At 67.4% G+C, this 13,317-nt stretch carries 12 protein-coding genes; 2 read left to right on the forward strand and 10 right to left on the reverse strand.

Annotation, left to right across the window (positions count from 1 at the left end):
- Nucleotides 1-43: 43 nt before the first annotated feature.
- On the reverse strand, nt 44-367 hold the full coding sequence (locus V9L20_RS18200) for a DUF6172 family protein (RefSeq protein WP_337297652.1): 324 nt from the start codon (nt 365-367) through the stop codon (nt 44-46).
- A 61-nt stretch (nt 368-428) separates the two neighbouring features.
- Between V9L20_RS18200 and V9L20_RS18205 the strand changes: the two genes are divergently transcribed.
- Complete coding sequence (locus tag V9L20_RS18205; protein ID WP_309954529.1) at nt 429-656, forward strand: hypothetical protein; 228 nt, start codon at nt 429-431, stop codon at nt 654-656.
- A gap of 6 nt (nt 657-662) precedes the next feature.
- On the opposite strand, the gene V9L20_RS18210 is transcribed toward V9L20_RS18205, so the two are convergent.
- On the reverse strand, nt 663-1,850 hold the full coding sequence (locus V9L20_RS18210) for an aminotransferase-like domain-containing protein (protein WP_258506755.1): 1,188 nt from the start codon (nt 1,848-1,850) through the stop codon (nt 663-665).
- Nucleotides 1,851-2,002: 152 nt separating this feature from the next.
- Between V9L20_RS18210 and nth the strand changes: the two genes are divergently transcribed.
- On the forward strand, nt 2,003-2,650 hold the full coding sequence (nth, locus tag V9L20_RS18215; protein WP_157614227.1) for an endonuclease III: 648 nt from the start codon (nt 2,003-2,005) through the stop codon (nt 2,648-2,650).
- Between the two features lie 18 nt (nt 2,651-2,668).
- On the opposite strand, the gene V9L20_RS18220 is transcribed toward nth, so the two are convergent.
- The 8 genes from V9L20_RS18220 to V9L20_RS18255 form a co-directional block, all read right to left on the reverse strand.
- Nucleotides 2,669-3,565 carry an SDR family NAD(P)-dependent oxidoreductase gene (locus V9L20_RS18220; RefSeq protein ID WP_337297653.1) on the reverse strand — a complete coding sequence of 299 codons (897 nt, stop codon included), beginning with the start codon at nt 3,563-3,565 and terminating at the stop codon, nt 2,669-2,671.
- A gap of 48 nt (nt 3,566-3,613) precedes the next feature.
- Nucleotides 3,614-4,516 carry an AraC family transcriptional regulator gene (locus tag V9L20_RS18225; protein WP_337297654.1) on the reverse strand — a complete coding sequence of 301 codons (903 nt, stop codon included), beginning with the start codon at nt 4,514-4,516 and terminating at the stop codon, nt 3,614-3,616.
- A 42-nt stretch (nt 4,517-4,558) separates the two neighbouring features.
- Nucleotides 4,559-5,110 carry a histidine phosphatase family protein gene (locus V9L20_RS18230; protein WP_337297655.1) on the reverse strand — a complete coding sequence of 184 codons (552 nt, stop codon included), beginning with the start codon at nt 5,108-5,110 and terminating at the stop codon, nt 4,559-4,561.
- The gene (locus V9L20_RS18235) at nt 5,107-5,901 is read right to left on the reverse strand and encodes an adenosylcobinamide-GDP ribazoletransferase (protein ID WP_337297656.1); all 795 of its coding nucleotides are present in this window, start codon (nt 5,899-5,901) and stop codon (nt 5,107-5,109) included. The genes V9L20_RS18230 and V9L20_RS18235 overlap by 4 nt, the downstream gene beginning before the upstream one ends.
- A 5-nt stretch (nt 5,902-5,906) precedes the next feature.
- Nucleotides 5,907-6,953 carry a nicotinate-nucleotide--dimethylbenzimidazole phosphoribosyltransferase gene (gene cobT, locus V9L20_RS18240; protein WP_337297657.1) on the reverse strand — a complete coding sequence of 349 codons (1,047 nt, stop codon included), beginning with the start codon at nt 6,951-6,953 and terminating at the stop codon, nt 5,907-5,909.
- On the reverse strand, nt 6,950-8,389 hold the full coding sequence (locus tag V9L20_RS18245; protein WP_337297658.1) for a cobyric acid synthase: 1,440 nt from the start codon (nt 8,387-8,389) through the stop codon (nt 6,950-6,952). Before V9L20_RS18245 ends, cobT begins: the two co-directional genes overlap by 4 nt.
- Nucleotides 8,390-8,474: 85 nt before the next feature.
- The gene (locus V9L20_RS18250; RefSeq protein WP_337297659.1) at nt 8,475-9,974 is read right to left on the reverse strand and encodes an efflux transporter outer membrane subunit; all 1,500 of its coding nucleotides are present in this window, start codon (nt 9,972-9,974) and stop codon (nt 8,475-8,477) included.
- 18 nt (nt 9,975-9,992) lie between these two features.
- Nucleotides 9,993-13,277, reverse strand: coding sequence for an efflux RND transporter permease subunit (locus V9L20_RS18255; protein ID WP_258506770.1), 3,285 nt, complete (start codon nt 13,275-13,277; stop codon nt 9,993-9,995).
- Nucleotides 13,278-13,317: the final 40 nt, after the last annotated feature.

Here is a 13,317-nt window from a genome sequence, read left to right on the forward strand (position 1 = left end):
CACCCTGAACTGAGTGGCCCCGATCACTCAAGACACGCAGGAATCAGTCCTCTTCGGGAGGCTCTTCCGCCCGCTCTCCAGCCGACCGCGGCGCGCGCTTGCCGGGCTTGGCCAGGATTTCGACATAGAACTGCTTGCCGGCCTCTTTGACGACACCGTCTATCAGCCCTGTGATAGCCGAAAGGTGCACGGCCTCGGCGGTTTCCGCAGAGGTGCCGAACTTGCAGTCGAAGTCCCAGAAGTCCGCACCCTCGGGCAGAACGCGCCGGCGCTCACGCTTGATGTACTTGCGAATCTCGTGCTTGATGGCTTCGAGGAGGCGGTCGGGGTGCTTGCCCTCGACCTGAAGCTGAAAGGTTTTTCTCATGGGTGATCGTAACGCGCCGCGCTGTGTACAGTCGGCGGTTCAATGGAAAGCAGGTAAAGACATGGCGCGCGCAAACGACTGGGCAAGCAAGGTAATGGCATTGGTCAACGGCGGCAACGCATCGGCGGCCATTGCGCAGATCAAGGTCGCGCCTTCGGTCAAGGACCTGAAGGCGCTCCAGACCATCATGACGCTGTCGAAAATGAAAGGCCGCTATCCCAATGTGGATGCGGCCGTCGAGGACAACCTCGCGCTGCTGGCGGCGCCGCGGCTGCACCGCTCGCCCTGAAGAGGCCTACAAGGCCTGGCCCAGGCGCTTCACGCCCTCTTCGATCTTCGCCACGTCCGCCGTCGCAAAGCTCAACCGCAGCGTTGCTAGGTCGGGCTTCTCGGCATAGAACGGCGCCCCGGGCACGAAGGCCACGAGTTGCTCGATGGCGCGCTTGGCCAGTTCGGTTGCATCGGCCAGCTTGCCGTTGGCACCCGTCAGGCGGGCCCAGAAGAACAAGCCGCCCTGCGGCTGGGTAAAGCTCACCGCGTCGCCCAACTCGCGCTTCAGCGCCGCGCCCATGGCCTGCGCCCGCTGGCCGTACACCTCGCGCACATGCGCCAGCGTGGCCGGCATGCGGCCGCTCTTGAGGTATTGCGCGGCTGTGGCTTGCGAGAAGGTGCTGGTGTGCGCATCGCTGAACTGCTTGCACATGGTGGCCTTGGCCAGCAGCTCGGCGGGGGCGATCATCCAGCCGATGCGAAGGCCCGGGCTCAGCACCTTGCTCAGGCTGCCGCAATGGGCGAGCAGCTCGCGGCTGCCCGGCACGTCCTTGCTGAGCGCCATGATCGACGGCGGCGGTGCCTCACCGAAGTACAGGTCGCCGTACGGGTCGTCCTCGACGATCAGCGTTTGGTACTTGACGGCCAGCTCGAGCACCTTCTTGCGGCGCTCCAGGCTCAGCATGGCGCCGCTCGGGTTGCCGAAGGTGGGAATCAGGTAGACGAATTTGGGCTTGTGCTCGGCAATGAGCTTCTCGAGCTCGTCGGTCTTCACGCCGTTGGCGTCGATGGGCGCACTGATGAGCTGCGCGCCGTACAGGCGAAAGCACTGGATGGTGGCCAGGAAGGTCGGGCCTTCGACGATCACCTTGTCGCCGGGCGAGATCATGGTCTTGCCCAGCAGGTCGAGCGCCTGCTGGCTGCCGGTGGTCACGATGAGGCCGCTCGGGTCCACGTCGACGCCCTTGGTCTTCATGAAGGCGCTGAGCTGCGTGCGCAGCGGCTCGTAGCCCTCGGTGGCGCCATATTGCAGCGCGCCGCCGGGTTCTTCGGTCAGCGCTTTCTGGCTCGCCTCCTTCAGGCCCTCGACGTCGAACATGGCGCTATCGGGAAACCCGCCCGCAAAGCTGATGATGCCGGGCTTGCCCAGCAGCTTGAAGAGTTCGCGGATGGCGGAGGTTTCGACGTTGTCGAGGCGGGAAGCGAATTGCATGGGAAGTCTCACTTTCTGAGGCGCTATTGTGGCGAAAGCCGCGGGCAATAAAGCTGCGTAAGGCCATCGGCTTTCAACGATGTATTGCAACTATCGCTGCCCGCCCCCACACCGCCCCCATACGGCAGACGAGCGCCGCGCTTCCAGCCCCCATGAAAAAAGACAACATCCCCCTCTTCTTCGCCACCCTCCAGGCGGCCAACCCGACCCCTGAAACCGAGCTTGAATACGCCACGCCCTTCGAGCTGCTGGCCGCCGTGCTGCTCTCGGCGCAGGCCACCGACGTGGGCGTGAACAAGGCCACGCGCAAGCTTTTTCCGGTGGCGAACACGCCCCAAGCCATCCTGAGGCTGGGCGTGGAGGGGCTGGAGGAATACATCAAGACCATCGGGCTCTACCGCAGCAAGGCCAAGCACCTGATCGAGACCTGCCGCATTCTTGTGGAGCAGCACGGCGGCGAAGTGCCGCGCACGCGCGCCGAGCTCGAGGCGCTGCCGGGTGTCGGGCGCAAGACCGCCAACGTGGTGCTCAACGTGGCGTTCGGCGAGGCGACGATCGCCGTGGACACGCACATCTTTCGCGTCAGCAACCGCACCGGGCTTGCGCCGGGCAAGACGCCGCTCGAAGTGGAGCTCAAGCTGGAGAAGCGCGTGCCTTTCGAGTTTCGGCTGCATGCGCACCACTGGCTCATCTTGCACGGGCGCTACATCTGCGTGGCGCGCACGCCGAAGTGCTGGGAATGCGCGGTGGCGCCCTACTGCGACTACAAGCCGAAGACGCCGCGGCCCAAGTCGGCCTGAGCCCGGCTCGCTCCCAGGCTAGAGCTCGAACGCTTCCGGCTGCCGTCCGTCGACGTCGGTAAAGCCGTATTCACGCGCCAGATCGGCCACGCGGTGCACACCGCCGCTTTTCTGCATCACCCCCGCATCGCCCGCCAGCGCGGCAATGGCGCGGCCCAGGTAGCGCGGCGACTCGGTTCTTGCGAGCGCCGGGCGTTCATGCCAATGCGCTTCGTCGGTCTTGTGCCCAGCCAGCACGAACTCGGTTCGCATCCAGCCCGGTGAAAGCGCGAGCGAGGCCACGCCGTGCGGGCGCAGTTCCTCGGCCATGCCAAAGGCCAACCGGTTCATCGCCGACTTGGCGAGGTCGTAGAACAGGTTGCCGCGCAGGTACTTGTCGCGGTCCCAGAAGCTGGTGATCGCGATCAGGCCGCTCTTCTGCGCCACCATGAGCGGCGCCGCGAACCGGCTCGCGAGCAGGTGGTTGCGCACGCCGCGGTCGAACATCGAGTCCCAGTTGGAAAGCGGATGCTCCCAGAACGGTGCCTCGAAAACGCCGTCGAAGGTTTCGTGCCCGCCCCAGGCGTTGTTCACCAGCACGTCGAGGCGGCCCTGCTCGTGCTGCACCCGCGCGAAGAGGCTTGCCACGTCGTCTTCCTGCGTGTGGTCGCAGCGCACCGCAATGCCATGGCCGCCCATGCGCGTGAGTTCATCCGCCGTCTCGTCGATGCTGCCCGGCAGGGCTTTGAGTTCCGAAAGCGCGAGGATGCGTCCATAGCTTTCGGCCGGCTGCGCGCGCGTACTGCGGCCTGTCACGTACACAGTGGCCCCCGCCGCGCCCAGCTCCAGGGCAATGCCGCGGCCGGCGCCCCGGCTGGCGCCGGTCACCACGGCCACGCGGCCCTTCAGCGGCTTTTTCACTTCTTCGTCTTGCATCGAGTTCTTTCCTTTTCTCCGAGTTCGAAGCCCGAAGGTACTGCCGCGTCACGCCGCTGTATTGGAAGAAACCGAAACCGTGCGGCCGAGAAACTCGGTCGGCGTGAGGCCGCTCAGCGCCTTGAACTCGTTGACGAGATGCGACTGGTCGTAGAAGCCGCCGTCAAGCGCCAGCTCCGCCCAGCCGGGCATGCGCGGCCGTGGCTGCCGCAAGGCGCGCAGGCAGGCATGCAGCCGCGCGAGCCTGCCCCAAGTGCGCGGCGAGAGGCCCACCTGCTGTTGGAACAATTGCTGCAAACGGCGCTCGCCGACGCCGACCGCCGCCGCCACCTCGCGCAGCGAATGCCGACCACCCGATTCCGCGATCAGCTGCGCCGCCTTTATCGCGGCCATAGAAGTGGCCGGTTGAAGAGCCGCATCGGCCTGCGCCAGCCGCTGCCGGAGCATGGCGCACAGCACCGCAACCCGCGAGGCATCGTCACGCGCTTCTGCCATGCGTTCGCGCAGTTCGGCGCCTTGGCCGCACCAGAGTTGATCGAGGTGCACCGCGGTGCCGGCAATCTCGCTGGCGGGCATGCCGAGCAGCGCCGCGGCCGCGCCGGGGCGCAGCGTGACCGACAGCCCCTCGACCCTGCCGCGCAGCCGCACCAGCGCCGGCGCGGCCGAAGCGCCGATTGCTTCAACGGGCTGCCCGGCGCCGTCGCCCGCAGAGGGCGCATCGCCAAGGTTGAAAACCAGCCGCACCGCGCCGTCGGGCAGCACGCGCTCGAGCACTTCGCGCCCGTCAGGCAGCGCTTCGCGATAGAGCAGGATGTGCGCGACGTGCGAGCGCAACGGCGCTGCAACCGGGAAGGCCTGCAATGAGCCCGCCGGCATCGCAGCCTCGGGCCCGTGCAAGGGGTCCTCGTCGAGGCGAACGTACAGGCGCTCGTGGGAAGGCTGTGAGGGCATGGCGCGAATGGGGCAATGAAATGGCGCGGACGCTGCCGCCCGTCACCTGCATTCGATCAGCAGGCACGCCCCATAGTCAATGGGCGCCGACGGCCATTGCGCGGCGGCCTCCACGCGCCGCACGCCGCCATGCAGCAGTTGCACGGCGCGCATCACGCCCGCATGCGTGACCCACACCGCGTCCTGGCCCGACGCGCGCCACTCGTCGAAAGCAGCACCCGTGCGCTGCATGAAGCTGGCCGTGCTTTCGCCGTACTCGCCCGGAAGGCCATCGGCGAAATTGCCGGTCCATGCATCGAAGTCGGCACTGGTAATGGATGCCCATGGCCGGCCTTCCCAGGCGCCAAAGTCCATTTCGGCCAGGCGCTCGTCCGCCCGCATGGCAAGGTCCGGGCGCAGCGTGCCGATGGCCTGTGCCAGCTCGGCGCAGCGCCGCAAGGGCGAGTGGACCAATGCGATGCCCGCAGGAATGCGGGACTCCACCGCGCGCGCAACCGCCAGCGTCGCCTCCATGGGCACGCCGACATCCGTCACGCCATAGCAAAGGCCCGGCGCGGCGTCGGTTTGCGCATGGCGCACCAGCCACAGCCTCATGACTGCCACGCCAATGCAAGATAGATCGCAAGCTCGCACACCTGCTGCGTGGCGCCGAGCCCGTCGCCGGTGAAGCCTCGCAGCCGGCGCCGGAACATGCGCGCCATCACCAATGCCGCAACGGCGCAGGCCGCCACGACGGCCGCTGTTCTCGCGGAGCCTTGCGTCACCAGCACCAGCGCAAGGGCAGGAACCGACCAGAGCACGCCGACCAGCAAGGCGCCGCCGCCGATTGCATCGGCCAGCGGCTTGGCCTTGCTCGCACCGGCATCGCCCACATACGGCAGCCAGCGAATCAAAAACAGCGGCGCCAGCCGCGACAGCACATGCGCGCCGACGATGGCACCGGCCACCGCCTGCACCCCCTGCCCCGCCAGCGAAGCAAGCAGCGCGGCCTTGAGGCCCAACGCAAGCACCAGCGCAATGGCCCCGAAGGCGCCGATGCGCGAGTCCTTCATGATCTCGAGCGCGCGGTTTCGGTCGGCCGATCCGCCCAGCCCGTCGGCCACATCGGCGAGCCCGTCTTCATGAAAGGCGCCGGTGAGCAGCACGGTTGCCACCATGCTCAGCAGCGCCGCTGCCAGCGCACCAGCCGCGCCCGACAGGCCCTGCAGCGCCAGGACGAAAACTGTTGCTCCCACAAACCCCACGAGCCAGCCGACGCCCGGAAAATGCGCCGCGCTCGCGCGCAGCATCTGCGGGCTGAATCCGACCCATTCGGCGAGCCGCCCAGTCACCGGCAACCGCGTGAAGAACTGCAGGGCCAGCAGGTAGTGGCGAACGCCGTTCATAGAATTCAGCTGTCCTTGCGAGACACGCCCGCCGCCTCGAAGCTCGCCATTTCGCGGAGGATGCGGCAAGCCGATTCGAGCAGCGGCCACGCCAGCGCGCCGCCCGAGCCTTCGCCAAGGCGCAAATCGAGATTCAGCAAAGGCTCCAACCCGAGGTGCTTCAACAACAGCGCATGCCCCGGTTCCGCCGAGCTGTGCGCGGCGACACAACGCTGGGCCACGTGCGGCTGCAACGCCTGCGCCACCAGCACTGCCGCGCTCGCGATGAATCCATCGACCACGATCACGCGCCGCTCTTCCGCCGCCTGCAGCACCGCGCCGACCAGGGTGGCAATTTCGAAGCCGCCAAACGCAGCCAATGCATCGAGCGGCGCGGCGGCTGACGCATGCAAGGCCAGCACCTCGCGCAGCACCGTGCGCTTGCGCGCCAGCCCGGCGGCGTCGAGCCCCGTGCCTGCGCCGGTGCAAGCATCGATGTCGAGGCCCGCCAGCCGCGCAAGCAGCATGGCCGCCGCCGAGCTGTTGCCGATGCCCATCTCGCCGAGCAGCAAGGCATTGCCGGGGAGCGCGCGCACCACCTCGCGGCCGTTGGCAATGGCTTGCGCGCATTGCCCTGCCGTCATCGCAGGCCCAGCCGACGCATCGGCGGTGCCGGCGGCGATGCGGCGCGACACCAGCCCCGGACGCGCCTGGAAGTCGCGCCGCACGCCGCAGTCGACCACCGTCAGCGCCAGCCCATGTTGGCGCGCCAGCACGCTCACGGCCGCGCCGCCCGCAAGAAAGTTCTCGACCATCTGCCAGGTCACGTCGCTGGGAAATGCGGAGACACCGCGCGCCGCCAGGCCATGGTCGCCCGCGCACACCAGCATCTGGGGCGCTTCGAGCACGGGCGTTTCGCTACCCAGGATCATCCCGATACGCAGCGCCAGCCCTTCGAGGCGGCCGAGCGCGCCGAGCGGCTTGGTCTTGTTGTCGAGCGCGCCCTGCAGCCGTGCCGCAAGCGCGTCATCGCGGATGTCAGTGATGGAAGGAATGGTGTTCTTGTCGGTCATGCGATCAGGCCCTGCAGTACGCCGGCCTCGAAGTGGGTGTCGATGAAATCGGCCAGGCCGTCGAAAGTGGAATCGAGTGTGGGGGCCGCGGCGCCGAAGAGCGCGTGCAACGCGGCCGCGTCTTCGAACAGGCCGTGCAGGTAAAGGCCCAGCACATTGCCGCGCGCGTTCTGCCAGGCCAGGCCTTCGGGCATCACGGCATGGCCGTCCTGCGCCATTTGCGGGTGTATCGCGGTATGGCCGTGGTGAATTTCGTAGCCCGCCACCGGCACGTTCGAAAGTGAAGCCCATGCGCCGCCCAGTTCACCGAAGACGGCAGCCCGATGGCGCACGGTTTTCTCGCGCTCGAACACGGTGACGAGCGGCAGCAGCCCCAGGCCGGGCGCATTGCCGTCGATGCCGTGCGGATCGACCAGCGCCTCGCCCAGCATCTGCAAGCCGCCGCAAACGCCGAGCACGGCGCCGCCGCCGGCTGCGTGCGCGGCAATGGCGCGGTCCAGCCCCTGCGTGCGCAGCCACGCGAGGTCGCCGCTGGTGTGCTTGGAGCCGGGCAGCACGATCCAGTCGGCGCCGGCCACGTCGGCCGGCGTGCGCGCCCACACCAGGCGAACGCCGGGCACATTCTTGAGCGGCTGGAACTCGTCCAGATTGCTGATGCGCGGATACGCCACCACCGCCACGGTACGCGTGACAACGCCGCTCGAGCGGCTCCGGTCGTCGAACACACCGTCTTCTTCGGGCAGGCCATGCTGCCACCACATGGGCAGCGTGGCCACCGTGGGTACGCCGGTCAGCGCCTGCAGCTGCTGCGGCGCCGGAGCCAGCAGCGAGGCATCGCCGCGAAACTTGTTGAGCACAAAGCCGCGCAGCAATGCGCGGTCGCTCTCGGGCATCAATGCCCAGGTGCCATAGAGATGCGCGAAGGCCCCGCCGCGGTCGATATCAGTTACCAGCAGGCAGCGGGCATTTGCATGGCGGGCCACGCGCAGGTTGACGATGTCGCTGGCCATCAGGTTGATCTCGGCCGGCGAGCCGGCGCCTTCGATCACTACCACGTCGTTGTCGGTGCGCAGTTCGTCGAACGCCGAAGCAATCTGCGGCCACACGCGCTCGCTGCGTCCGCGCCAGGGCATGGCCGTGAGCTCTTGGTTCACCTGCCCCATCAGCACCACCTGGCTGTGGGTGTCGCGCTCGGGCTTGAGCAGCAGCGGGTTCATGCGCACGTGCGGCACGGCGCGCGCCGCCAGCGCCTGAAAGTATTGCGCGCTGCCGATCTCGCCGCCATCCACCACGCGGGCGTTGTTGCTCATGTTCTGCGCCTTGAAAGGCGCCACCTTGAGGCCCTGCCGCGCGTACCAGCGGCACAGCGCAGTGACCAGCCAGCTCTTGCCGGCGCCACTGGTCGTGCCCAGAACCATCACGCATCGGGTTGTCATGCGGCTATTGTCCGTTGTCGCCGCATGCCGCTTCCCTCGAAACCCGGCCGCCCAAAGAAAAAGGGGCTTGCGCCCCTTTGGGGTGTCAGCGTGCCGCGGTCCGTACCACGCCCGGCGCGCCGGGCTGAGGCTGCGCCTGCGCAGTGGCCGCAGGCACTTCCCACCCGCCGCCGATGGCGCGGATCAGCCCCACGGCCGCCTGGTACTGCGCCGACTTCACCTGCAGCGCCTGGCGACGGTTGCGCAGCTCGCTGCGGCGGGCGTCGAGCAGGTCGAGCTGGCTGATGTAGCCGTTGCGATAACGCGTGTCCGACAGGCTGGTCGCGCGCTGGGCCGACGTGACGGCCTGCGCCTGCACGGTCGACTGCTCCTGCAGGATGCGGATGGCGGAGAGCTGGTCTTCCACCTCCTGGAATGCCACCAGCACCTGGCTGCGGTAATTGGCCAGCGCACCGTCGAGCTGCGCGTTGGCGCCCTGCACACCGGCTTCGCGGCGGCCGCCGTCGAAGATCGGCAGCGAAAGCAACGCACCCACGCCCCACGAGCGGGCCGACCACTTGAACAGGTCGCCGATTTCGGGCGACGCATAGCCGGCGGCGCCGGTCAGCGAGATGTCCGGGAACCAGGCAGCCTGTGCCACGCCCACGCGAGCCTGCGCCGCGAGCACGGCGTTCTGCGCGGCCGAGACGTCCGGGCGACGCGTGAGCACCGTGGCCGGCACGCCCGGCGGCACCGACGGCAGCGCGGTGGCCCACTCGTCGGTACGCAGGCCGAAGCTCGAGGCCGAATCGCCCACCAGCACCGCAAGCGCATGCTCGACCTGCGCACGCTGGCGGTCGAGCGCGAGCGCATCCGACTCGGTCGATGACACCTCGGTCTGCACACGCGCCACGTCGAGCTCGGCAATGTCGCCGGCCTGTTGGCGGCGCTGCGTCAGGCGCAGCGTGTCGCGGTAGGCCTCGACCTGCTCGCGCACCAGGGCGCGCTCTGCGTCGAGCGCACGCAGTTGCAGGTAGGTTTGCGCCACCTCGGCCTGCACGGCAAGGCGCGTGCTTTGCAGCAGTGCTTCACGGCTGGCCGCATCGAGCTTGGCCGCATTGCTCGCGCCCGAGAGCCGGCCGAACAGGTCGACCTCGTACGAGAAGGTGGCGCCGATGTTGGTCATCGTGGCCGGCCGGGTGCTGGCCGTGGCCTTGTCGAGGCCCGCACCGCGATTGGCGCCGGCGCCCAAGCCGATCTGCGGCAGGCGGTCGGCCTGGGCACTGCGCGCCAGGGCGCGAGCTTCCGCAAGCCGGGCCGCGGCGGCCTGGATGTTGTTGTTGTTGACGTCCGCCTTTTCGACCAGCGCATTGAGCACCGGGTCGTTGAAGGCCAGCCACCATGCGCCGCGGGCCTGCGCTTCGGAAGGCACGGCACGCGTCCAGCCCGCGGGCGGGGCCGCGCCCTGCTCCTTGAACTGGGCGGTGGTCTGGATCTCCGGCACGCCGGAGGGCACGGTCGCGCAGCCGGCCAGCGCCAGGGCTGCCACCAGCGGCAGCAAGGCGGTGCGAAGCGGCTTGACCCAAGGTTGTACTGAGAATTTCATGATGAGCTTTCTTCTCGATCAGTCGTGCGAGCCGTGCGAAGGGCGCGGCGCAGCAGGCAGCGGGTGCAGCCCGCCGCCGCCCGAACCACCGTGGGACGACGGTGCCGGTGCAGCGGGATGGGCCGCCGAAACGAAGTCTTCCCCGTGCGGCACGTCGCCATGCAGCTTGAGTGCGCGGTTGCCCGCCAGGCGGCGCATCAGCACGTAGAACACCGGCGTCAGGAACAGGCCGAAAGCCGTCACACCGATCATTCCGGCGAACACCGCCACGCCCATGGCCTTGCGCATTTCAGAGCCCGCGCCGGTCGACAGCACGAGGGGCAGCACGCCCATCACGAAGGCCAGCGAGGTCATGAGAATCGGGCGCAGGCGCAGGCGGCTGGCTTCGATCGCAGCCTGGATGGGCGTGCGGCCGGCAAACTCGAGCTCGCGTGCAAACTCCACGATCAGGATCGCGTTCTTCGCACTCAGCCCCACCAGCACGATCAACCCGATCTGCGTGAAGACGTTGTTGTCACCCCCCGATATCCATACGCCCGTCATCGCAGCCAGGATGCCCATGGGCACGATCAAGATGATGGCGATCGGCAGCGTCAGGCTTTCATACTGCGCGGCCAGCACCAGGAACACCAGCAGAATGGCCAGCGGAAACACCAGGAAGGCGGAGTTGCCGGCCAGGATTTCCTGGTAGGTCAGCTCGGTCCACTCGAAGGTCACGCCCTTGGGCAGCGTCTCGGCCGCAATCTTGGTGATCGCGTCCTGCGCCTGGCCCGACGAATAGCCGGGAGCCGGGCCGCCGTTGATGTCGGCTGCCAGGTAGCCGTTGTAGCGCATGGCGCGTTCCGGGCCAAAGGTCGAGTTCACCTTCATGAGCGCCGACAGCGGCACCATTTCGCCCGTGGTCGAGCGCACCTTCAGCATGCCCACGTCTTCGGCACGAGCGCGGTAAGGCGCATCGGCCTGCACACGCACGCTGTACGTGCGGCCGAACTTGTTGAAGTCGTTCGCGTACAGGCTACCGAGGTAGATCTGCATGGTGTCGAAGATGTCCGTCACCGGCACGCCGAGCTGGCGGGCCTTGGTGCGGTCGATGTCCGCATACAGCTGCGGCACGTTGACCTGCCAGCTCGTGAACATGCCCGTGAGTTCGGGCGCTGCATAGGCCTTGGCCATGAAGGCCTTCACCGCCGCGTCCATCTGGTCGTAGCCGACTGAGGCGCGGTCTTCCAGCTGCAGCTTGAAGCCGCCCGTGGTGCCCAGGCCCGCCACCGGCGGCGGCGGGAACATCACGATGAACGCGTCCTGGATGCTGGCAAAGGCACCGTTGAGTTGGCCGGCCACGGCACCACCGCTCTGGTCGGCGCGCTTGCGCTGGTCGAAGGGCTTGAGCGTGGCAAACACGATGCCCGAGTTCGAGCTGTTGGTGAAGCCGTTGATCGACAGGCCCGGGAAGGCGATCGCGTCTTCCACGTTCGGGTTCTTCTTCATGATCTCGCCCATGCGCTGGATCACTTCGTCGGTGCGGTCGAGCGTGGCGCCGTCGGGCAGCTGGGCAAAACCGATCAGGTATTGCTTGTCCTGCGCCGGCACGAAGCCGCTGGGAACCGCCTTGAAGAGGCCGAAGGTCACGCCGACCAGCGCGAGGTAGATCACCAGCATCAACGTCTTGCGCGAGATCACGCTCTTGACCCCGCCGCTGTAGGCTTCCGAGCCGCGGCTGAAGAGCTTGTTGAAGCCGCGGAACAGCCAGCCGAAGGCCTTGTCCATGCCGCGGGTCAGCGCATCCTTGGGCTGATCATGGCCGCGCAGCAGCAGTGCCGCGAGAGCCGGCGACAGCGTGAGCGAGTTGATGGCCGAGATCACCGTCGAGATCGCGATGGTCACCGCGAACTGCTTGTAGAACTGGCCCGTGAGGCCGCTGATGAAAGCCAGTGGAACGAACACGGCCACCAGCACCAGCGCGATCGCGATGATGGGCCCGGACACTTCGCGCATCGCGCGGTAGGTCGCTTCGCGCGGCGTCAGCCCCGCCTCGATGTTGCGTTCGACGTTTTCCACCACCACGATGGCGTCGTCCACCACGATACCGATGGCCAGCACCAGCCCGAACAGGCTCAGCGCATTGATCGAAAAACCGAGGACGTGCAGCACCGCGAAGGTACCGATCACCGACACCGGCACGGCCAGCAGAGGAATGATGGAAGCGCGCCAGGTCTGCAGGAACAGGATCACGACCAGCACCACCAACAGGATGGCTTCGAGCAGCGTGTGGATCACCGATTCGATCGATGCGCGCACGAACTGCGTCGGGTCATACGCAATGCGGTATTCCAGGCCTTCAGGCATGTTCTTGTTGAGCTCGGCCATCGTCTTGCGAACGTTGGACGAGATGTCGAGCGCGTTGGAACCAGGCGCCTGGAACACGCCCATGCCGACGGCCGGGTCGTTGTTCAGCAGCGAACGCAGCGAGTAGTCGGCAGCACCCATTTCCAGGCGGCCGATGTCGCGCAGGCGGGTCACGGCGCCGTCGGTGCCGCTCTTCACGATGATGTCGCCGAACTCTTCTTCGCTCTGCAGGCGCCCTTGCGCATTGATCGAGAGCTGCATGTCCACGCCCGAGAGGCCCGGCGAAGCGCCGACCACACCGGCCGCGGCCTGCACGTTCTGGCCGCGGATGGCGGCCACCACGTCGCTTGCCGAGAGGCCGCGCTGCGCAACCTTCTGCGGGTCGAGCCAGACGCGCATCGAGTAGTCGCCGCCGCCGAAGATCTGCACCTGGCCCACGCCTTCGATGCGCGCGAGCGGGTCTTTCACGTTCAGCACCGCGTAGTTGCGCAGGTAGTTGATGTCGTAGCGGTTGTTCGGCGAAACGAGGTGAACCACCATCGTCAGGTCGGGCGCGCTCTTGACGGTCGTGATGCCAAGGCGCCGCACTTCTTCCGGCAGGCGCGGCTCGGCTTGCGAGACGCGGTTCTGCACCAGCTGCTGGGCCTTGTCGGGATCGGTGCCGAGGCGGAAGGTCACCGTCAGCGTCATCACGCCGTCGGTGGTGGCCTGGCTGCCCATGTAGAGCATGCCTTCCACGCCGTTGATCTGCTCTTCGAGCGGCGTGGCCACGGTTTCGGCAATCACCTTGGGGTTGGCGCCCGGGTACTGGGCACGCACGACCACCGAAGGCGGCGCGACTTCGGGGTATTCCGAAATCGGCAACCCGCGCAGCGCGATCAGGCCGGCTATCAATATCAATAGCGACAGCACGCCGGCAAAGATCGGCCGGTCGATGAAGAATTTAGAGAGATTCATGTTGTTTCTCCGGCGAGCGCAAACGCGCTCCCCTCCGAGT

This window comes from Variovorax sp. CCNWLW225 (assembly GCF_037204045.1).
In the GTDB taxonomy this organism is placed as follows: Bacteria; Pseudomonadota; Gammaproteobacteria; order Burkholderiales; family Burkholderiaceae_C; genus Variovorax.